The organism is Novosphingobium sp. BW1, from assembly GCF_008107685.1.
GTDB lineage: Bacteria > Pseudomonadota > Alphaproteobacteria > Sphingomonadales > Sphingomonadaceae > Novosphingobium.
In genome coordinates this window covers 96,257-116,080 of the sequence record NZ_VIRF01000058.1, presented here as the reverse complement: position 1 = coordinate 116,080, position 19,824 = coordinate 96,257, and the positions used below count along the sequence as shown (strand labels likewise).

The 19,824-nt window shown below is 64.2% G+C and carries 20 protein-coding genes; 8 read left to right on the top strand and 12 right to left on the bottom strand.

The window, feature by feature from the left end; translation table 11 throughout:
* Window positions 1–2: 2 nt before the first annotated feature.
* The 7 genes from FMM79_RS05575 to FMM79_RS05545 all read right to left on the bottom strand — a co-directional run bounded on the left by FMM79_RS05575 (window position 3) and on the right by FMM79_RS05545 (window position 5,442).
* Entirely contained in the window at window positions 3–776 is a 774-nt protein-coding gene (locus FMM79_RS05575) for an ABC transporter permease (protein WP_148626542.1), read from the bottom strand.
* On the bottom strand, window positions 773–1,735 hold the full coding sequence (locus FMM79_RS05570; protein WP_371710866.1) for an ABC transporter ATP-binding protein: 963 nt from the start codon (window positions 1,733–1,735) through the stop codon (window positions 773–775). The genes FMM79_RS05575 and FMM79_RS05570 overlap by 4 nt, the downstream gene beginning before the upstream one ends.
* Before the next feature lie 58 nt (window positions 1,736–1,793).
* On the bottom strand, window positions 1,794–2,834 hold the full coding sequence (queA, locus tag FMM79_RS05565; protein ID WP_148626540.1) for a tRNA preQ1(34) S-adenosylmethionine ribosyltransferase-isomerase QueA: 1,041 nt from the start codon (window positions 2,832–2,834) through the stop codon (window positions 1,794–1,796).
* 59 nt (window positions 2,835–2,893) lie between these two features.
* The gene (locus FMM79_RS05560) at window positions 2,894–3,583 is read right to left on the bottom strand and encodes a peptidylprolyl isomerase (protein ID WP_148626539.1); all 690 of its coding nucleotides are present in this window, start codon (window positions 3,581–3,583) and stop codon (window positions 2,894–2,896) included.
* Between the two features lie 94 nt (window positions 3,584–3,677).
* Window positions 3,678–4,205, bottom strand: a complete 528-nt coding sequence (coaD, locus tag FMM79_RS05555; RefSeq protein WP_148626538.1) for a pantetheine-phosphate adenylyltransferase — start codon at window positions 4,203–4,205, stop codon at window positions 3,678–3,680.
* A gap of 70 nt (window positions 4,206–4,275) precedes the next feature.
* Complete coding sequence (locus tag FMM79_RS05550) at window positions 4,276–5,169, bottom strand: polyprenyl synthetase family protein (RefSeq protein ID WP_371710865.1); 894 nt, start codon at window positions 5,167–5,169, stop codon at window positions 4,276–4,278.
* 18 nt (window positions 5,170–5,187) lie between these two features.
* Complete coding sequence (locus FMM79_RS05545) at window positions 5,188–5,442, bottom strand: exodeoxyribonuclease VII small subunit (protein ID WP_148626793.1); 255 nt, start codon at window positions 5,440–5,442, stop codon at window positions 5,188–5,190.
* A gap of 138 nt (window positions 5,443–5,580) precedes the next feature.
* Between FMM79_RS05545 and purL the strand changes: the two genes are divergently transcribed.
* Window positions 5,581–7,740, top strand: coding sequence for a phosphoribosylformylglycinamidine synthase subunit PurL (gene purL, locus FMM79_RS05540; protein WP_148626536.1), 2,160 nt, complete (start codon window positions 5,581–5,583; stop codon window positions 7,738–7,740).
* A 101-nt stretch (window positions 7,741–7,841) separates the two neighbouring features.
* On the opposite strand, the gene FMM79_RS05535 is transcribed toward purL, so the two are convergent.
* Both FMM79_RS05535 and serB read right to left on the bottom strand, forming a co-directional pair.
* A complete protein-coding gene (locus FMM79_RS05535) occupies window positions 7,842–8,522 on the bottom strand; it encodes an HD-GYP domain-containing protein (protein WP_162528448.1) in 681 nt (226 codons plus the stop codon).
* Window positions 8,523–8,776: 254 nt separating this feature from the next.
* The gene (gene serB / locus FMM79_RS05530; RefSeq protein WP_148626534.1) at window positions 8,777–9,673 is read right to left on the bottom strand and encodes a phosphoserine phosphatase SerB; all 897 of its coding nucleotides are present in this window, start codon (window positions 9,671–9,673) and stop codon (window positions 8,777–8,779) included.
* Here serB and miaA point away from each other — a divergent pair.
* From miaA to FMM79_RS05495, 7 genes are all read left to right on the top strand, one after another.
* Entirely contained in the window at window positions 9,666–10,652 is a 987-nt protein-coding gene (gene miaA / locus FMM79_RS05525) for a tRNA (adenosine(37)-N6)-dimethylallyltransferase MiaA (protein WP_148626533.1), read from the top strand. The genes serB and miaA overlap by 8 nt on opposite strands.
* A 177-nt stretch (window positions 10,653–10,829) precedes the next feature.
* Window positions 10,830–12,572, top strand: coding sequence for a biosynthetic-type acetolactate synthase large subunit (gene ilvB, locus FMM79_RS05520; RefSeq protein WP_148626532.1), 1,743 nt, complete (start codon window positions 10,830–10,832; stop codon window positions 12,570–12,572).
* 28 nt (window positions 12,573–12,600) lie between these two features.
* Entirely contained in the window at window positions 12,601–13,119 is a 519-nt protein-coding gene (gene ilvN / locus FMM79_RS05515) for an acetolactate synthase small subunit (RefSeq protein WP_371710864.1), read from the top strand.
* 83 nt (window positions 13,120–13,202) lie between these two features.
* On the top strand, window positions 13,203–14,273 hold the full coding sequence (gene ilvC, locus FMM79_RS05510) for a ketol-acid reductoisomerase (RefSeq protein ID WP_256376782.1): 1,071 nt from the start codon (window positions 13,203–13,205) through the stop codon (window positions 14,271–14,273).
* A gap of 139 nt (window positions 14,274–14,412) precedes the next feature.
* Window positions 14,413–14,790, top strand: coding sequence for an I78 family peptidase inhibitor (locus tag FMM79_RS05505; protein ID WP_148626530.1), 378 nt, complete (start codon window positions 14,413–14,415; stop codon window positions 14,788–14,790).
* A 287-nt stretch (window positions 14,791–15,077) separates the two neighbouring features.
* A complete protein-coding gene (gene leuA / locus FMM79_RS05500; protein ID WP_148626529.1) occupies window positions 15,078–16,751 on the top strand; it encodes a 2-isopropylmalate synthase in 1,674 nt (557 codons plus the stop codon).
* Between the two features lie 243 nt (window positions 16,752–16,994).
* A complete protein-coding gene (locus tag FMM79_RS05495) occupies window positions 16,995–17,891 on the top strand; it encodes a nitronate monooxygenase family protein (RefSeq protein WP_148626791.1) in 897 nt (298 codons plus the stop codon).
* On the opposite strand, the gene FMM79_RS05490 is transcribed toward FMM79_RS05495, so the two are convergent.
* The 3 genes from FMM79_RS05490 to FMM79_RS05480 all read right to left on the bottom strand — a co-directional run bounded on the left by FMM79_RS05490 (window position 17,846) and on the right by FMM79_RS05480 (window position 19,822).
* Window positions 17,846–18,433 (bottom strand): AHH domain-containing protein, encoded by a 588-nt coding sequence (locus tag FMM79_RS05490; protein ID WP_148626528.1) that lies wholly within the window; start codon window positions 18,431–18,433, stop codon window positions 17,846–17,848. The two genes, FMM79_RS05495 and FMM79_RS05490, sit on opposite strands and share 46 nt — an antisense overlap.
* Window positions 18,430–19,206 (bottom strand): hypothetical protein, encoded by a 777-nt coding sequence (locus tag FMM79_RS05485; RefSeq protein WP_240339002.1) that lies wholly within the window; start codon window positions 19,204–19,206, stop codon window positions 18,430–18,432. Before FMM79_RS05485 ends, FMM79_RS05490 begins: the two co-directional genes overlap by 4 nt.
* A gap of 121 nt (window positions 19,207–19,327) precedes the next feature.
* Window positions 19,328–19,822, bottom strand: a complete 495-nt coding sequence (locus FMM79_RS05480) for a flavodoxin family protein (RefSeq protein WP_148626527.1) — start codon at window positions 19,820–19,822, stop codon at window positions 19,328–19,330.
* Window positions 19,823–19,824 lie beyond the last annotated feature (2 nt).

The following is a 19,824-nucleotide window of genomic DNA, read 5'->3' as shown; positions in this document are numbered from 1 at the left end:
AATCAAGAACGCAAACGCCAGCCCGTTGCAAAGATTCGTGCAATAATTGCAATGCAAAGAGCCAGGAAGCCGAGCGCCATGAGAAGCGAAACGATCACCGGGAAATCCGCCTGGCCATAAAAGCACCAGCGCAGGCCGTTCACGAGATAGACCATAGGATTGAACAAAGCCACCGAACGCCAGGGCTCAGGCAGGAGGTTGATTGAATAGAAGGTTCCCCCCAGGAACGTCAGCGGCATCACGAACAGCGAAGGCACCATGCCCACCTGCTCGAAGCTCTTGGCCCAGATCCCGAGGATGAACCCGAAGAGCGAGAACGAGGCCGAGACGAGCAGGACAAAACAGAGCACCAGCACAGGATGGACGATCGTATAGTCAACGAAGAAGCGCGCAGTCCCCACGATGATGGCGGCAAGAACCAGCGACTTGGTCGCCGCCGCGCCGACGAAACCAACAAGGGTCTCGGCAAAGCCGACGGGGGCCGAGAGCAGCTCGTAGATCGCGCCGGTAAAACGCGGCATGTAGATACCAAAAGCGCCGTTTGCCGTGCTCTCGCTCAGGAGTGTGAGCATGAGCAGGCCGGGTACGATGAAAGCACCGTAGTCGACACCCTCAAGGCCGGACTCCATGCGGCCACCAATGGCCGCTCCGAAGACGACGAAGTAGAGCATCGTCGAGAGCAGCGGCGCGATGATCGACTGGAGCGCGGTGCGCAAGGCGCGCGCGAGTTCATGCTTGTAGATGGTCCACGCGCTGCGGGCGTTGAACAGGCTCATGCACCCTCTCCCGTGTCGGACTGGTTTTCGAGGAGGTTCACGAAAATCTCCTCCAGATTGGATTCGCGGATGTCGATGGCAGTGTAATCGACCTTGTGGGCAATCAGCGCCTTGGTGAGCGCGGCAACCTCGGATTTGCCCTGGCCGGTGCCATCGCCGCCACGGTAGACAAGCGCGCCGCCATCCTCGGCGAGGCTCAGCGAATGGCCGGAAAGCCCCTCGGGGATGGCGCTGATCGGCGCTGCCAGCGTGAACACCGCTTCAGTGCGGCCGAGCCGGGCCATCATCGCGCGGGTCTCCTCGACCATGCGGATACGGCCCTTCTGGATGATGCCCACACGGTCGGCCATTTCCTCGGCCTCCTCTATGTAGTGGGTGGTGAGGATGATCGTGGTGCCCTGCTCGCGCAGCGCCGCAATGTGCGTCCACATGTCGCGGCGCAGTTCCACGTCCACGCCCGCGGTCGGCTCATCGAGGAACAGCAATTCAGGATCGTGGGCGAGCGCCTTGGCGATAAGGACGCGGCGCTTCATGCCGCCTGAAAGAGCGCTGAGTGATTCTTCGCGCTTGTCCCACAGGCTGAGCGTGCGCAAGATTTGCTCCACCCGCGCCGCATCCGGCGCAAGGCCGAACAGGCCCCGCGAATAGTTCACGGTGTGGAGCACCGTCTCGAACATATCGGTGGCCAGTTCCTGGGGGACGAGCCCGATGCGGCGGCGCAGGGTGCGCCAGTGGCGCCCCATGTCCTCACCAAAGGCCCGGATCGTGCCCGAGCTTGGCTGGACTAGGCCGCAGACCGCGCCAATCAGCGTGGTCTTGCCCGCCCCGTTGGGTCCCAGGAGCGCGAAGATCTCGCCCTTGCGAATGGTCAGGTCGACACCGTTCAGCGCGGTGAAGCCCCCGTCATAGGTCTTTGTCAGACCCTCGATTTCGAGAATGTCCTGCATGGCCGGGAACATGGGTGGAAGCCCCCGCGCTTCCAAGCCCCCAGGCCCCAATTGCCGGACAAAAAAGAGATCAGGCCTGCGCGCCCGGAATCAGGAGGCTGGAATCGCCGTAGCTGTAGAAGCGGTAGCCGTGCTCGATAGCGTGGGCATACACCGCCTGCATCTTCTCCAGCCCCATCAGCGCCGAAACCAGCATGAACAGCGTGGACTTGGGCAGGTGGAAGTTGGTCATCAGCCCGTCAATCGCCTTGAAGCGATAGCCCGGTGTAATGAAGATCGCGGTGTCACCCTCGAAGGGACGGATCACGCCATCCTCGCCGGTCGCGCTTTCCAGAAGCCGCAGGCTAGTCGTGCCAACAGCGATGATGCGCCCGCCCGCTGCGCGCGCGGCGTTGAGGCGATCGGCCGTCTCGGCATCGATCCGGCCCCATTCGGAATGCATCTGATGCTCGGCAGTGTCGTCTGCCTTGACCGGAAGAAAGGTGCCCGCCCCGACATGAAGCGTGAGCGTCTCACGCCCGATGCCCACGGCATCGAGTTTCGCGACCAATTCGGGCGTGAAGTGGAGCGCGGCCGTGGGTGCAGCGACAGCCCCCTTCTCGCGCGCGAACATGGTCTGGTAGTCGTTTTTGTCCGCCTCGTCGGTGTCGCGCTTACCCGCGATGTAGGGAGGAAGCGGCATGCGTCCCGCGCGCTCGAGCAGGATCTCGACCGGATCTTCGCCCTGGAAGGCGAGCGTCCAGCTACCATCGTCCCAACGCTCTTCGGCAACAGCCTCGACCTCGGAGGGAAATTCGATGCGGTCGCCCGCCTTCAGCCGCTTGCCGTTGCGCACGAAGGCCTGCCACCGGCGCAGGTCGAGCCGTTTGTGCAGGGTCGCGCCGATGCGGGCCTCACCGCGGCGGCCTTCAAGTTGGGCGGGAATGACGCGGGTATCATTGAAAACCAGGATATCGCCCGGGGCGAGGACCTCAGGAAGCTCGCGCACGATACGGTCGGCGAGCGGTGCATCGCCATCAGCCACGAGAAAACGCGCCGCGTCGCGGGGCTTGGATGGGCGCAGCGCGATATTCTCCGTCGGGAGGTCGAAATCGAAAAGGTCTACTCGCATGACGGGCAGCCGCTAGACGCGAAACGCGCCTGCGGCAAGATGCAAGCTCCCTGCCCCTCCTACTGCGAGGTTGAGTTGTTGAGGTCGTCGAGCGTGACGGGCGTATCCTCGGTCACCGCCGGAGCGGGCGCCGCAGGCTTGGGCTTGTGCTCGGAGAAAAGCGAGGCCTGGACGATCTTCGTGGGATCCTCTGGCGGCTCGCCGCGGTGGATCGCATCAACGTAATTCATCCCCGCGATGACGCGGCCGAACACGGTGTACTTGTGATCGAGCGCGAAGCGCGGATAGAACACGATGAAGAACTGGCTGTTCGCGCTGTTGGGATCGTTGGTGCGCGCCATCGCAACCGAGCCGCGCACGTGCGGCATCGCATTGAATTCGGCTTCCAGGTCGGGAAGGTCAGAGCCGCCCTGCCCAGTGCCCGTCGGATCTCCGGTCTGCGCCATGAAGCCATCGATCACGCGGTGAAAGATCAAACCGTCGTAGAAGCCTTCACGGGCCAGCTTGCTCACGCGCTCAACATGGTGGGGCGCCCATTCCGGCACGAGACGGATGAGCACGCGCCCCCCGTTGCTGAGATCGAGGACGAGTACGTTCTGCGGATCGTGGCTCGGGTCCAGGTCGATCTTGGTGGGCAGCTTCGCCGGAGCCTCGGTGGCAGCGACGTCCTTGTCCTTGGCAAGCGCGGGCGGGCTGGCAAGCACGGTGGCACCCAGCATCAGCGCGGCAACGGTATGGCGAAATTTCATGGATTACTCACAAGCTCGAAAACCGATCCTTGGCTGGGGCGATAGAACCCTCTCGCTGTCGGAACAATGAATGATTTAGCGGGAAGCCCCGCGCTCAGTAGTCGCCGAGGCGCCCTCGCGCGTCGATCCGGGCGATCACGTCCTCGCGGACAGCCGGGCTCACGAACTTGGTGATGTCGCCTCCGAACAGCGCGATTTCCTTGACCAGCTTGGAGGCGATCGGCTGCAGGCTGACATCAGCCATCAGGAACACGGTCTCGATGTCGGGATCGAGCTGCTGGTTCATGCCGGCCATTTGGTACTCGTACTCAAAGTCCGCGACGGCGCGCAGGCCTCTGAGGATGATCGTAGCGTTCTGCTTGCGCGCGAACTTCATCAGAAGCGCATTGAAGGCGACCACCGTGACGTTCTCGACGCCCAGATGCTTTACCTCGCGTTCGACCATCGCCATGCGCTCTTCAGGCGTGAACATCGGGTTCTTCGACGGATTGGTCGTCACCCCGATGATCAAGCGATCCACGAGTTTCGCGCCGCGCCGGATGATGTCGGCATGGCCCAGCGTGATCGGATCGAACGTGCCGGGATAGACGCCCACGCGCTCCGCAGTCCGGGTCTCAGTCATTTCGGCTTCCTCCATGCGGCTCGCGGGCCGCGGCTTCCTGCCTTGATGCGCGCTGCGTTGCGCGAGAAAATCAGTGGTCGCGCTCGACGATATAGCGCGCAACGCAGCGCAGAAGATCGGCTTCCTCGCCATGCCCCGAAAGGTGCCCGACGGCCTGTTCCACCAGCATGCGCGCCTGTTCGCGCGCGCGGTCCGCACCCATCAGCGAGACGAACGTGGCCTTGCCGGCATCGGCATCCTTGCCCACGGCCTTGCCCGCCACTTCGGCATCACCCTCGTGATCGATGAGGTCGTCCGCAATCTGGAAGGCCAGCCCGATGTCGCGGGCATAGCTGCGCAGGTGCGTACGTCCCTCGGGCGGAACATGTCCCAGGATCGCCCCCATCTCCACCGCCGCGCCAAGCAGGGCTCCGGTCTTGAGTTGCTGCAGGCGCGTGATCGTGTGCAGGTCGAATTCGGAAGTTTCGGCCACCAGATCCATCATCTGACCGCCCGCCATGCCTTCTGCACCGCTGGAGGTCGCCAGCACGCGCACCAGTTCGATGCGGGTGAAGGGATCGGCGCTCGTAGCCGGATCGGACAGCACCTCGAAGGCAAAGTCGTGCAGGGAATCGCCGGCCAGCACAGCAGCCGATTCGTCGAAGGCCAGGTGCAGGGTCGGCTTGCCGTGGCGCAGGGCATCATCGTCCATGCACGGCAGATCATCATGGATCAGCGAGTAGACGTGGATCGATTCGAGCGCGATGGCTGCACGGATCGCCGCCTCACGCTGAACACCGTACATGCCCGCGACCGCCGTCAGCAGCAGCGGACGCAGTCGCTTGCCCCCGCCTATCGCGGCATAGCGCATCGCCTCGTAGAGACGCGCACGCGCGTCGTCGGAAACTGGCAGCAGCGCATCGAAGGCGCCGTCCACTTCGCCCGCAATCGCGACCAGCGCCTCTTTCAGCAGCGAATCGCCCAAAGCCCCATCTCCCACGTCTCAGCGCTCCGGCGTGTCGAAAGGCTGGGTCGAGGCGGGCGCACCGTCGGCCCCGGTCACGATCTTCTCGATCCGGGCCTGGGCGGCATCGAGCCGCTTCTGGCAGTGCTGACGCAGCTTCTCACCCTTTTCATAGAGCGAGATCGAATCCTCCAGCGGCACTTCACCGCTTTCCAGCTGGCGCACAATGGTTTCCAGTTCGCGCAGCGCGTCTTCGAAGCTGAGCGTGTCGAGTTCGGGTGTCTGGGCATCCATGCGCCAAGCAATGGCGCTGCCCGGCACGAGGGTCAAGGTCACACAGCCCTCTTCCGACAGGCAACTCGTGCATCAAAGGGCGGCTGCGCGATATTGGAGACTAGCAAGCGCGTACCGACATGGCTAAGGGCCGTGCGCATGAGCGAAATCACCCCTGACGTCGTCGAGGCGCATGGCCTCAGCCCCGAAGAGTACGAGCGTGTCGTGAACGCGATGGGCCGCGTGCCCAATCTCCTTGAACTCGGCATCTTCTCGGTCATGTGGTCCGAGCACTGCTCGTACAAGTCGAGCCGCTTCCATTTAAAGCAACTCCCGACCGAGGCTCCCTGGGTCATCTGCGGCCCGGGCGAGAACGCGGGCGTGATCGACATCGGCGATGGGCAGGCCGCCATCTTCAAGATGGAAAGCCACAACCACCCCTCGTACATCGAACCCTACCAGGGCGCGGCGACGGGCGTCGGCGGCATCCTGCGCGACGTCTTCACAATGGGCGCACGCCCGGTCGCGAACATGAACGCGCTGCGCTTCGGCCGCCCCGAACACCCCAAGATGAAGCACCTCGTGCAGGGCGTGGTCTCGGGCATCGGTGGCTACGGCAACTGCGTAGGCGTCCCGACAGTTGGCGGCGAGACCAACTTCCACAAGGCCTACGACGGCAACATCCTCGTCAACGCGATGACCGTGGGCGTCGCAGACACCGACAAGATTTTCTACTGCGCCGCGACCGGCCTTGGTAACCCCATCGTCTATGTCGGCTCGAAGACCGGCCGCGACGGTATCCACGGTGCGACCATGGCCTCAGCCGACTTCGACGAGAAGTCCGAGGAAAAGCGCCCCACCGTGCAGGTTGGCGACCCTTTCACCGAGAAGCTGCTGATCGAGGCCTGCCTCGAGCTCATGGCGACCGACGCCATTGTCGCGATCCAGGACATGGGCGCGGCGGGCCTCACCTCGTCCTCGGTCGAGATGGCCAGCAAGGGCGGCGCAGGCATCCGCCTCGACATGAACATGGTGCCCTGCCGTGAAGAGGCGATGACGCCCTACGAGATGATGCTCAGCGAGAGCCAGGAGCGTATGCTCATGGTGCTCAAGCCCGGCAAGGAAGCCATGGCCGAAGCTATCTTCAAGAAATGGGAACTCGACTTCGCGGTCATCGGCGAAGTCACCGACACCGGCCACATGGTCCTCGAATTCGACGGCGACGTTGTCTGCGACATTCCGCTTGGGCCCCTGGCCGACGACGCGCCGGAATACCAGCGCCCCTATGCCTCGGCTGAGGACTACAAGACCTGGGCGGCGGTTCCCGCAATGGGCGACGTGCCCGCGACGACCGATCTGGGCGCAGACCTCACCACGCTCATCGGCTCGGCCGACCTCGCCTCGCGCGCGTGGATTTGGCAGCAATACGACAGCCAAGTCGGGGCCGACACGATCCAGAAGTCGGGCGGCGACGCTGCGGTCGTGCGCGTGCACGGCACGAAGAAGGCGCTCGCGATCAGCACCGACTGCAGCCCGCGCTACTGCTACGCCGACCCTTATGAAGGCGGCAAGCAAGCCGTTGCCGAGACCTACCGCAACATCTCGGCCGTAGGCGGCCTGCCGCTGGCGATCACCAATTGCCTCAACTTCGCGAACCCGCAGCGCCCGGAAATCATGGCGCAGATCGTGGGCTGCCTGAACGGCATGGGCGATGCCTGTCGCGCGCTCGACTACCCTATCGTGTCGGGCAACGTGTCGCTCTACAACGAATCGAAGGCCACCGGCGGCGGCTCGGCGATCCTGCCCACGCCCGCGATCGGCGGCGTCGGCCTCCTTTCCGACCACGACGCGATGGCCACCATTTCGTTCAAGAGCGAAGGCGATGCAATCTGGCTCGTCGGCGGCAAGGGCTCGCACCTTGGTCAGTCGCTCTGGCTCAAGACCATCGCGGGTAAGGAAGCGGGCGACGCACCCAGGGTCGACCTCAAGCTCGAGGCCGCGAATGGCGGCACCGTGCGCGGCCTGATCGCAGCAGGTACGGTCAACGCCGTCCACGACATCTCGGATGGCGGCCTTCTCGTCGCGCTGGCCGAAATGGCGCTGGCAAGCGGCCTTGGCTGCACAATCGAAGGGGAACTGACCACCGCAGAAGCCTTTGGTGAGGACCAGTCGCGCTATGTCGTGACAGCCCCCGCCGGCACCGAAATCCCGGGTGCCGAGAAAATCGGCAGCGTTGGCGGCTCCACCGTCGCGGGCGTCGAAGTCACCGAACTGCGCCGCGTCAACGAGGCCTTCTTCAAGAACTGGATGGAAGCCTGATCGGTTTTCCTTCAGGAAACATAGTTTACGGCCGCCCCCGCACCGCAAGGTTCGGGGGCGGTCTGCGTTTTGGCACTGCCAGAAGTTCAGAGCCCAGAAGTTCAGAGCATTGCTGGTCTCAGGCTTCTAGCAAAAACGGCCAGTAGATCCGGATCGAAGTTGCCACGTGTGCGGCACATCTCGTCCAGAGCCATGGCGCTTGACCAGACCGGTTTGTAGCTGCGGCTTGAGATCAGAGCGTCGTAAACATCGCAGATCGGGGCGGCCCGAACCGGTTCGGCAATGTGCTTCGTGACCAGCCCCACCGGATATCCGCTGCCATCCAGCTTTTCGTAGTGATGGCGACTGGCCGCAACCACCATCGAACTCGCAAGGCCCCAGCGCTCCAGAAGCTGATCGCCACTTTCGGCATGGCCACGCATGATCTGCGCCTGAACCGCATCAAGACGCCCTGGCTTGTCGAGAATTTCCGCCGGGATCGTCAGCTTACCGATGTTGTGGAGGAGACCCGCAAGCCCCATTTCCAAGACGTAATCGCGCGTGTGTCCGGCGTGATGTGCGAAATTCATCATCAAGCATGCCACCGCGAGCGCATACGAACGCACGCCCTGCCAACCGCAATGGTCGTGCACAGAGACCAGGATGTCCTGGCGGTTTTCGCGCAGCCAGCGCTCGATCTGCTCGACAACATGACGCGCTTCAGCAAGGCCGGAGGGCTGGGCGTTCAGGATATCCCGGGCGATCACGCCGACGCGCTTGCGCACGTCGACACGGATCTCCATTTCGGTCTCGGGCCGCCAGGATATGGAATCTAGCCAGTCCTTTCGTGGCCCATGTCCGCTTTCTGCAATCCAACCGCCACCAAAGGGCATAAATTCCGCGCGTCCCGTGCCTTGACCGTCAAGGTGCGGTCCAACCACCATAGCTGCGTTTGCAAGCGATTAATCCCCCGCAGGCGCAGGAAAAACGTCACATCTGCGCGACATGTGCAGGCACGGGCCCGGCGGACGTCCTCCTTCGGGGGCGCCTTGAAAACTCAGCCGTGGACCCAGTCCTGCTCGTCAATGCCCAGAAGGCGCAGGACATCGGTGAGGTCGCCGCGGTCGATCCAACCGTTGGCCGCTAGGCGCGCCTTGGGCTTGGCGTGGTAGGCGATACCATAGGTGGAGGCTTCAAGCATCGGAATGTCATTGGCGCCATCGCCCGTCGCGAGGCTGGGCACGAAGTCGCCGCCTTCGCCCGCAACAGCCGCGAGTTCAGCCAGCAAAGTAGCCTTCTTGACCGAACTGTCGACCACGGGCCCGTCCAGTTCGCCGGTCAGCTTGCCATCGGCAACCGCGAGACGGTTACCCACCACATGCTCGAACCCCAGCATCGCCGCAATGGGATCGGCGAAGTGGTGGAAGCCACCGGTGACGAGCACGGTGCGACAGCCAAACTTCTTGAGTGTCTCGACCAGCGTCTTGGCGCCCGGCATCGGACGAATGCGCTCGGCAAGGCAATCGTCGACCGCATTCTCGCGCAGACCCGCAAGAAGGCCCACGCGCTCGCGCAGCGCCGATTCGAAATCAAGCTCACCCTGCATGGCGCGCTCGGTGATGTCCGCAATCCGCTCCTTGAGACCGGCGAAGTCGCCCAGCTCGTCGATGCATTCCTGGCCGATCATCGTCGAATCCATATCCGAGATGAAGACCTTGGGCAGGAGCGGCTCGTGGTCGGTTACCAAGCCATCGCTCGCGCCGAAATGCGCATCGAGCGCACCGCGCAGGACATCCGCACCATCGTCGGGCGAGGCAATCTGGAGCGTCTTGTCACAGAAGTCGAGCATCGCCGCCGAGGCAAGGCGCACCCCGCCCTTCTCTATCTCGGCACGCACGGTGTCGATTTTTGCCGATAGATTTTCTGCGTCTGCTATCAGCCGGGCGATGAGCACTGCCAAATTCCTTGATGCGAAATATGATTCCAAGGCCGGGGACCGGCCGCCGCTGGCGCTCATTGCAGGGCCGACGGCCAGCGGCAAGAGCGATTGTGCGGTGGCACTGGCCCGGGAGCTGGAGAAACGCGGCCGCACAGCCGTTGTCCTCAACGCCGATGCCTCGCAAGTCTACGCCGATATCCCGATCCTGAGTGCCTGTCCGACCGAGGAAGAGCGCGGCGGGATCACGCACCGCCTGTTTGGCACCTGGGACGCGGCCACGGCCTGCTCCGCCGCCGACTGGGCCAAGGCCGCCCGCACGGAAATTACCGAGGCCCATGAACGCGGTGCCGTCCCGATCCTCGTCGGCGGCACCGGCCTTTATATACGCACCCTGCTTGACGGCATCGCCCCCATCCCGGCCATCGCCCCCGCCGTGCGCGAGGCGGTGCGCGCCCTCCACGTCGCCGAAGCGCACACCGCGCTTTCGCGCGAAGACCCGGAGCGCGCCGCGCAACTCGCCCCGGCAGACACCACCCGCGTAGCGCGCTCCCTCGAAGTCGTGCGCTCGACCGGCCGGCCCCTTGCCCATTGGCAGGAACGCAAGGAAGGCGGGATCGCCGATCAGATTACTCTCTTCCCGGCCATCCTCATGCCCGAACGACCATGGCTCTACGAACGCTGCGATCTGCGCTTCGAGCGTATGGTAGAGGCGGGCGCCCTCGCCGAGGTCGAAGCTCTCCTGGCACGCGAGCTTGATCCTGACCTGCCCGCAATGCGCGCAATCGGCGTCCCCGATCTGGCTACCCACCTGCGCGGCGAAATCACGCGCAAGGAGGCTATCGCGCGCGGCGCACAGGCAACCCGCCGCTACGCCAAGCGCCAGTTCACCTGGCTACGCCACCAGCCTCCGGAAGACTGGCCGCGGATTGAATCTGAAAATTACACCCTAAAGTCCATTTGCGATATTTTATTTCGACGTTTTGGGTTGACGTGATATTTCGCAATGCCTAAAGGCTGCCTCGTCAAGCCCTCGGAAGTTGGGCTCGGAGGAGAGGATGACCCGGCGCGGCAATTGCCGTGCCGGGTCCGCTTCTTTGGAGGAAAACCCTCCTGACTTATCCATCTCGCGGCCCCCGGATTTTTGGGGCCCTGAGGCAAAAAGGAACGTGTTGTGAGTGACGAGCGCAGCGGCGCGAACATCCTGGTCGAAAGCCTGGTCCGGCAGGGCGTCGAATTCGTATTCGGCTATCCCGGCGGTGCGGTTCTACCGATCTACGATGCCCTATTCGGCGATGAACGCCTGCGTCATATCCTTGTGCGGCACGAAGCCGGCGCGGCCCACGCAGCCGAAGGCTATGCCCGTTCGACCGGCAAGCCCGGCGTTGTGCTGGTTACCTCGGGCCCCGGCGCGACGAACGCCATCACCGGCATTGCCGACGCGTACATGGATTCGATCCCGCTTGTCGTCATCTCGGGCCAGGTCGCGACCAACCTGATCGGCTCGGACGGCTTCCAGGAAGCCGACACGGTCGGCATCTCGCGCCACTGCACCAAGCACAACTACCTCGTGAAGGACCCGGCCGATCTTGCCGCGGTCATCGACGAGGCGTTCCAGATCGCGACGACCGGCCGCCCCGGCCCGGTCCTCATCGACATTCCCAAGAACGTTCAGGTTGCCACCGCCACCTGGAGCGACGCGCCCGTCCAGCGCCGCGATCGTTACGTGCCCCGCCTACGCGCGGACACCAACGAGATCGCCGAAGCGATCGAGATGATCGCCTCAGCCCGCGCGCCCGTGCTCTACACCGGCGGCGGCGTCATCAACTCGGGCCCGCACGCCACTGCGCTGCTGCGCGAGTTGCAGGCCAAGACCGGCGCGCCCGTCACCTCTACCCTGATGGGCCTGGGCGCATTCCCGGCCGGCCACGCAGACTGGCTCGGCATGCTGGGCATGCACGGCACCTACGAGGCCAACCTGGCAATGAACCAGGCCGACCTCATTGTCTGTGTCGGCGCGCGCTTCGATGACCGCGTGACCGGGCGTCTCGACGCCTTCGCGCCCAACTCGAAGAAAATCCACATCGACATCGACCGTGCGTCGATCAACAAGATCGTGCCCGTCGACTTGCCGCTCGTCGGCGACTGCGGCGAGATCCTGAGCCAACTTCTCGAGGCCTGGGGAACCCGCACGCCGCAGGACCTTTCGGGCTGGAAGGCCCGGATCGACACCTGGCGCGAACGCAACAGTCTGGCCTATCCCGGCAACACCGCCGCGATCATGCCCCAGCACGCGGTCGAGCGCCTGTTCGAGCTGACCAAGGCGAAGGACCCGATCATTGCCACGGAAGTCGGCCAGCACCAGATGTGGGCGGCGCAGTACTTTCACTTCTTCGGCCCCAACAAGTGGCTGACCTCGGGAGGCCTTGGCACCATGGGCTACGGCCTGCCGGCCGCCATCGGCGCGCAGCTCGGCAACCCGGACAGCCTTGTCATCGACATCGCGGGCGACGCCTCTATCCAGATGAACATCCAGGAAATGGGCACGGCCAGCCAGTACCGCTTGCCGGTCAAGGTGTTCATTCTCAACAACGAATGGATGGGCATGGTGCGTCAGTGGCAAGAGCTCACGTATGAGAGCCGCTACTCGAATTCCTATTCGAGCAGCCTGCCCGACTTCGTGACGCTGGCCGAAGCCTACGGCTGGAAGGGTATCCGCATCGAGAACGAAAGCCAGCTCGACGCTGGCATCGAGGAAATGATCGCCTATCAGGGCCCGGTCATCGTCGATTGCCGCGTGGCCAAGGAATCGAACTGCTTCCCGATGATACCCTCGGGCGCGGCGCATACCGAGATGATCCTTTACGGCGACGCCGTTGCCGGCACCCTTGACGATGCCGCCAAGGCGCTCGTCTGAGCCGGCCGCGAACCCAGGAATACGGACAATGATGCAGATTAAGCAAGAGGCTGAGGAGCGGCACGTCCTGACCGTCATGGTCGACAACGAAGCCGGTATCCTTGCCAAGATCGCGGGCCTGTTCACGGCGCGCGGCTACAACATCGACAGCCTGACCGTGGCCGACATCACCGAGAACCACTCGGTCAGCCGGATCACCATCGTCACCCACGGCCCGCCAAGCCAGATCGACCAGATCCACGCGCAGCTCGAACGCCTCGTGCCCGTGCACAAGGTGGTCGACCTCACCGAAGCGGGTCCGCATGTCCAGCGCGAACTCGCGCTCATCAAGGTGGCGGGCGTGGGCGAGAAGCGCGTCGAGGCGCTGCGCGTCGCCGACGTGTTCCGCGCCAAGGCGGTGGACACCACCACCTCCAGCTTCGTCTTCGAGCTGACCGGCAGCCCGGAGAAAATCGACAGCTTCATCGCCATCATGCGCGAACTGGGCCTTGTCGAAGTGGGCCGCACCGGCATCGTCGCGATGATGCGCGGCGCCGAGGAAGCCTGACCACTTAATCCCAACTTCGCGTCGCACCGCACTTGATTGCGGGCAGGCGGTCGATAAACCGCGACGCAGGATCGAAAAGCGAGCTGGCCGTCCCATCCGCACAGGACGCGCCCGAGCACCAGAAGGAAAGCCAGATGAAAGTCTATTACGACGCCGATTGCGACATTAACCTGATCACCTCCAAGAAGGTCGCGATCCTGGGTTACGGCAGCCAGGGCCACGCCCACGCGCAGAACCTGCGCGACAGCGGCGTCAAGGACGTGGCCATCGCGCTGCGCCCGGGTTCGGCTTCGGCCGCCAAGGCCGAAGGCGCCGGCTTCAAGGTCATGGCCAACGCCGAAGCGGCCGCCTGGGCCGACGTGCTCATGATCCTCGCACCCGACGAGCACCAGGCCGCCATCTATGCAGATGACCTGCACGCCAACCTGAAGCCGGGCGCCGCGCTCGCCTTCGCCCACGGCCTCAACGTCCACTTCGGCCTGATCGAGCCGCGCAAGGACATTGACGTCATCATGATCGCGCCCAAGGGCCCGGGCCACACTGTGCGCGGTGAATACCAGCGTGGCGGCGGCGTGCCCTGCCTCGTCGCCGTCGACCAGGACGTCTCGGGCAACGCCCACGACATCGCGCTGGCCTATGCTTCGGGTGTCGGTGGCGGCCGTTCGGGGATCATCGAGACCAATTTCCGCGAAGAGTGCGAAACCGACCTCTTCGGTGAGCAGGCCGTGCTCTGCGGCGGCACCACCGCCCTCGTCCAGGCCGGTTTCGAAACCCTGGTCGAAGCTGGCTACGCGCCGGAAATGGCCTACTTCGAGTGCCTTCACGAGCTCAAGCTGATCGTCGACCTGATGTATGAGGGCGGCATCGCCAACATGCGCTACTCGATCTCGAACACCGCCGAATACGGCGATATCAAGACCGGCCCGCGTCTCATCACCGAAGAGACCAAGAAGGAAATGAAGCGCGTGCTGGAAGACATCCAGTCGGGCCGCTTCGTGAAGGACTTCGTCCTCGACAACCGCGCCGGCCAGCCCGAGCTGAAGGCTTCGCGCAAGACCGCGCAGCGCCACCAGATCGAGGAAACCGGTGCCAAGCTGCGCGCCATGATGCCCTGGATCGGCGCCAACGCCCTGGTCGACAAGACCAAGAACTGATCGCGCTGCGTCCCACCGGACGCCGCATCGCGACACTTGCAGACCCGATCCTGTTCGCGCAGGGTCGGGTTTGTGCTTTCTCGGGTTCTGCAGAGACGCAGCCAGCGTCCGTTCAGCAGCCCCTTGCGAAGGAACGCGAATGACACGCAACACCCGCCGCCTCCCCGCCCTAGTGGCCGCTCTTGCCATTCCCCTGATGGCCCTTCCCGCCTGCTCGGCCTCGTCGCAAAGAGGCCCCGACATGTCGGCACCCCCCACCGATCCGACACCGGCTGCATCCCGCGACCCCTCACCCATCGGCCCCGAGCCGGAAGCGCTGTGCGGTGTCGAGCTGTTCGAACGTCACGTCGGCGAAGACGCCACCGAAGCGCTTCTCGCCTCGATTCGGGAAGCGCGCGGCAAGAAGCCCATGCGCGTTCTTCCGCCGGGCTCAGTCATGACCATGGACTTTCGCCAGGACCGCCTCAATGTTCTGACCGACGAGGACAATATCATCACCACCATGCGCTGCGGCTGATCTTCACGCGCGCGCTTCTGCTGCCACGCGAACGGATGCAAGGCACGCTGCACGGCGTGCGAATTTGGCGCAAGCAGACCCTTTACATTGCGCGCAGCAGTGCCCATAGGCTTTGGCATGACTCGTCGTCTTGGCCTTCTCCTGCGACTTACGCGCCCTTGGGCGTGAGCTTGCGTGCTGCCCTAACAGCGCGCACGGCGCTCAAGGGGACCTGAAGAAGACGCGCGCAGGACGCCAGATCCGCGCTGCGTGAGGCCAGCAAGACAAATTCCGAACGAGACACACCCATGACAATGCTGAACGACCCTTCGGTCAAGTATCGCCCCTTCCCGCAGATCGACCTGCCCAACCGCCAGTGGCCGTCGCGGACGATCACCAAGGCGCCGCGCTGGCTTTCCACGGACCTGCGCGATGGCAACCAGGCCCTCATCGATCCGATGGGCGCGGAGAAGAAGACCCGCTTCTTCGACCTGCTCGTCAAGGTCGGCCTGAAGGAGATCGAGGTTGGCTTCCCCAGCGCGGGTGCGACCGAGTTCAATTTCATCCGCGGTCTCGTCGATTCGGGCCGTATCCCCGAGGACGTGCTCGTTCAGGTCCTGACTCAGTCGCGCCAGGACCTGATCGAGAAGTCTTTCGAGAGCCTTGCAGGCGTCCACGAGGCGATCGTCCACGTCTACAACGCGGTTTCGCCACTGTGGCGCAACGTGGTCTTCAACATGGACCGCAAGGACGTGCGCGGCATTGCCGTCAACGGCGCGCAGATCATCCGCGACCAGATCGCCAAGTACCCTGAGACCAAGTGGAACGTGGAGTACAGCCCCGAGACCTTCTCGTCCGCTGAACTCGATTTCTCGATCGAGTGCTGCGAAGCGGTGATGGAAGTCCTCCGGCCCACGCCCGAGAACCCCATTATCCTCAACCTGCCGGCAACGGTCGAGGCGGCAACGCCCAACATCTACGCCGACCAGATCGAATACTTCTGCCGTAACCTGCCCAACCGTGAAAGCGCGGTCATCTCGCTGCACACCCACAACGACCGTGGCACCGGCGTTGCCGCGGCGGAACTGGGCCTAATGGCGGGTGCGGACCGTGTTGAGGGCTGTCTGTTCGGCAACGGCGAGCGCACGGGCAACTGCTGCCTGGTGACGGTTGCGATGAACATGTACACGCAAGGCGTCAGCCCCGAACTGGACTTCTCGGACATCGACGAGGTGATCCGGACGGTTGAGTACTGCAACCAGCTCAAGGTCCCCGAGCGTCACCCCTACGGCGGCGAACTGGTCTTTACCGCGTTCTCGGGCTCCCACCAGGACGCGATCAAAAAGGGCTTTGCAGCCAAGGAATCGCGCAACGACGAAGTCTGGGCGGTGCCTTACCTGCCGATCGATCCGGCGGACTTGGGCCGCGACTACGAGGCGGTCATCCGCGTCAACTCGCAGTCGGGCAAGGGGGGCTTTGCCTGGGTGATCGAGCAGGACCAGGGCCTCAAGCTGCCCAAGCGAATGCAGGCGCACTTCTCCAAGCACGTGCAGAACCTGGCCGACGAACTCGGCCGTGAACTGCAGGCGGGCGACATCTGGGACGTGTTCCGCCAGGCCTATCGCCTCGATGCACCCCAGCGCTTCCAGCTCATCGACTGGGACGAGGCGCGCGGAAGCGACGGCACCCGCGTCTTTGCCGGCAAGATCGGCGTCGATGGCCAGGAACAGTCGGTCTCGGGCCGTGGCAAGGGCCTGATTTCCTCGATCGTGGCCACGCTTGATGAGGGCTTCGGCGTCAAGCTCGACGTGCGCGACTACGCCGAGCATTCGATGGGCAAGGATTCCAACGCCCGCGCCGCCGCTTACGTGGAATGCGTAACGCCCGAGGGCCAGGTCATCTGGGGCGTGGGCATCGACGAGGACGTCGCCACCGCCAGCGTACGCGCGGTGCTGAGCGCAGCCAACGCGGTCGACGCCTGATCCTCCCCACAGACACACTGCAGAAGGGCTGAAAGAGCGTTTGCTTTTCTGGCCCTTCTTGTATGTCGCGCCGACAATTTTACTTTCCCTTTACGTAAAGCAATCTCGACAGTCCGCTCCCGCCCGACTATCCTCTCGGACAAAGCATACGTTCTGGAAGAGAGATTGCCCGTGACTGGACCTGACAGTGGCGCCACCGCGCGCCTTCGCGCCAAGCTGCGCCTGCCCGTAATTGCTGCTCCGATGTTCCTGGTTTCCGGCCCGGAGCTCGTGATCGCGCAGATTCGTGCTGGCGTTGTCGGCAGCTTCCCCTCGCTCAACGCGCGGCCCGTCAGCCAGCTCGACGAGTGGCTTCATCAGATTACCGAGGAAACTGCGGGCTGCGAGGCTCCCTTCGCGGTGAACATGATCGTCCACAAGTCGAACGCACGACTGGATGAAGACCTTGCCGTGCTTGAAAAGTGGAAGGTGCCACTCGTCATCACCTCGCTCGGCGCCAATGCCGAGCTGAACCAGGCGGTTCACGACTGGGGTGGGATGGTCCTCCATGACGTGATCGACGACCGTTTCGCCCGCAAGGCCGTCGACAAGGGCGCGGATGGCCTCATTGCGGTCGCGGCAGGGGCCGGTGGACATGCCGGGCGACTCTCCCCCTTTGCACTGGTCCAGGAGATTCGCAGCTGGTTCAACGGCCCACTTGCCCTTTCCGGCTCGATTGCCAATGGTCCCGCGATCCTCGCCGCCCAGGCCCTTGGCGCCGATTTCGCCTATATCGGCACCCCCTGGATTGCGACCGAAGAAGCCCGGGCCGTGCAGGGCTACAAGGACGCCATCGTGGCGGGTTCTGCTTCCGACATCGTCTATTCCAGCCTGTTCACCGGCGTTCATGGTAACTATCTGCGCCCCTCCATCGTGGCGGCCGGGCTCGATCCCGACAACCTGCCAGAAGGTGACACAAGCCAGATGAACTTCGGCTCGGGAGGAAATACCGCCGCCAAGGCCTGGAAGGACATATGGGGCGCCGGGCAAGGGATCGGTGCCGTCCAGGCCGTGGAAAGCGTCGCCGCGCGCACCGAGCGCCTCGAGCACGAATATCAGGATGCCCTGGCCCGCCTGCGCGGGCGCACCGGCATGGCCTGAACCGCCGTTACCGTTGACATTGCTGGCACAGGCGTTGCCGCCCAGAGGGCTTCTGCCACTTCATCGAGCTCGGAGAAGTCGCGCGTGGCCGGATCATAGCGGTTCAGCAGCGGACGCTGGACCCGCGTGTCCAGCAGGAAGCGTCGCAAGGCTCGCTGTAGAAGCACCAGGCGCATCTGCGCCTGGCGTGCCGCGTGGGCGGGATCGCGGCTCCGCTGCCGCGCCCAGTCCGCCTCGATCTGCCCCACCCGCAACGTGACGAGTTCGCTATAACGCCGATGCGGCCCTCGATGGAGCGGCAGCCCAAGCCGCAGCGCCGCCACCTCGCGGCAAGGCAGGAGAAGGCCGTTTTCCCTAAAGTCCTCGAAACGAGCATGACCATCGCCGATTTCGCGAAACATGCGGTCAAAGCTGGTGCGAGCAAGCAATTGGCGCGGCAGAAGATGGTGGCGCTGAAGAGCGGGATCGTATCCCGGCGCGTTCTGCCGGTTGACCGATCGGAACGCGAGGAAGTTACGTCGACCACCCTCGCGCGGGGTCATTCAGCGCGCCACGCCCAGATCTTGCGCCCCTGCCCGGCCGGTTCGAGGACTAGCTGCTCGGCGCCGATAGAGATCTCCAGCTCGCCTGGAGGCACTCCGTTTGCAACAAGGTAATCGACCAATCGCACCGCCAGCTTGATGTCCGCCACAGGATCGCCGCTGGCCCCGCTTTCGAGCTGCATTTCCGCGCCGGTAAAAAAAGCAAGCCCCTGACTCGCCACGCTGCCATCGGGTGCGCGTGCCAGTGAAGTCAGCCCCAACGCGGGAAAAACCCCGCCCGAGAGCCAGTTAAGAACAAGACGCGCAAAATAGGCCGGTTCCATCGCGCTGCGGGCCGGAGGCCAGAGGACTTCGCGGAGTGGCAGATGCAGCGCCAGGTTTGCGGCCAGTCCGGCCATGGTGCGAATGACCGGCGCCAGTCCCGCTCCAGCGGCGATGTGGCCCGCGGGCACCAGGATCACGGCTTCGTCCGATGCTGTCGGGGCTTCCTCACCCGCCAGGGCAAAGCCATATCTCTGGGAAGACGCCGGTAGCGGTTCGGCCTCGGCGGGAGCAAGCCCGCGCAAGTCAAACGTCAGGCCACTTGCCAGGATTTCCACCCAGCCTTCCTCGGCCGGGGGCTCATGGCTCAGCCGCGCGACAAGGCCGTCGTTGCCGCCCTCCTCGACAATGCGGCGTATGGCGGCAAGATCCGGGCGCGTACCGGACGCAAAAACGAGCACGAAGGCCTCGTCCGCGACGGGCCAGGCCCTGGTTGAAACGCTCGCTTCCACCGCTCTTGCCGTCCTCCCGGGCACCTGAACCGGATTGGCACGCAGCCACCCCACACGGCCCAATAGGCCACAACTGGCCCCCGTTCGTCGAGTCTCTTGCGTACCTTCGTTTCAGGACGGGTCAGAAGACGCCCATGGCGAGCCCGGTGGTGAGCGCTTCGCCCATCTCCCGGGCTGCCGCAAGCGAGGCCTGCGGCACCGTCTTTAGCGCCAGGATTTCCTCGGACGTCTGGGCCCCCAGGTTGACGATCATTCTCTCTGCCACACGCTTCAGCCTCCAGCCCGTGGCGATCCGCTCGATCTGGGCCTGCGCCCCATGACCATCCGAGCCGGCCGCGATCACTGTCGCATAGCCCCGCCCCTCAATGCGGCCCAGCACCGGATAGTAGGCCTGGTCAAACATCTCCTTCATCTCGCCCGTCATGCCGGCAAGGTTCTCCGGGCACACGAAGACATAGGCCCCCGCCTCCAGGATATCTTCCGCCGTCACGTCCCGCGCCCGGATACGGCGCACACCGCCCTCCTCACCGGCACGCAGCGCGCCCTCTTCCAGCGCCTCCGACAGCGCGCGCGCGGCCCCTGTACGGCTGTGCCAGATGATCGCCAGATGGCTCATTT

Coding starts and splice junctions, on each gene's coding strand:
- FMM79_RS05575 (WP_148626542.1), bottom strand. CDS start 776: ATGAGCCTGTTCAACGCCCGCAGCGCGTGGACCATCTACAAGCATGAA.
- FMM79_RS05570 (WP_371710866.1), bottom strand. CDS start 1,735: ATGTTCCCGGCCATGCAGGACATTCTCGAAATCGAGGGTCTGACAAAG.
- queA (WP_148626540.1), bottom strand. CDS start 2,834: ATGCGAGTAGACCTTTTCGATTTCGACCTCCCGACGGAGAATATCGCG.
- FMM79_RS05560 (WP_148626539.1), bottom strand. CDS start 3,583: ATGAAATTTCGCCATACCGTTGCCGCGCTGATGCTGGGTGCCACCGTG.
- coaD (WP_148626538.1), bottom strand. CDS start 4,205: ATGACTGAGACCCGGACTGCGGAGCGCGTGGGCGTCTATCCCGGCACG.
- FMM79_RS05545 (WP_148626793.1), bottom strand. CDS start 5,442: ATGGATGCCCAGACACCCGAACTCGACACGCTCAGCTTCGAAGACGCG.
- purL (WP_148626536.1), top strand. CDS start 5,581: ATGAGCGAAATCACCCCTGACGTCGTCGAGGCGCATGGCCTCAGCCCC.
- FMM79_RS05535 (WP_162528448.1), bottom strand. CDS start 8,522: ATGGAGATCCGTGTCGACGTGCGCAAGCGCGTCGGCGTGATCGCCCGG.
- miaA (WP_148626533.1), top strand. CDS start 9,666: ATGAGCACTGCCAAATTCCTTGATGCGAAATATGATTCCAAGGCCGGG.
- ilvN (WP_371710864.1), top strand. CDS start 12,601: ATGATGCAGATTAAGCAAGAGGCTGAGGAGCGGCACGTCCTGACCGTC.
- FMM79_RS05505 (WP_148626530.1), top strand. CDS start 14,413: ATGACACGCAACACCCGCCGCCTCCCCGCCCTAGTGGCCGCTCTTGCC.
- leuA (WP_148626529.1), top strand. CDS start 15,078: ATGACAATGCTGAACGACCCTTCGGTCAAGTATCGCCCCTTCCCGCAG.
- FMM79_RS05495 (WP_148626791.1), top strand. CDS start 16,995: ATGTTCCTGGTTTCCGGCCCGGAGCTCGTGATCGCGCAGATTCGTGCT.
- FMM79_RS05490 (WP_148626528.1), bottom strand. CDS start 18,433: ATGACCCCGCGCGAGGGTGGTCGACGTAACTTCCTCGCGTTCCGATCG.
- FMM79_RS05480 (WP_148626527.1), bottom strand. CDS start 19,822: ATGAGCCATCTGGCGATCATCTGGCACAGCCGTACAGGGGCCGCGCGC.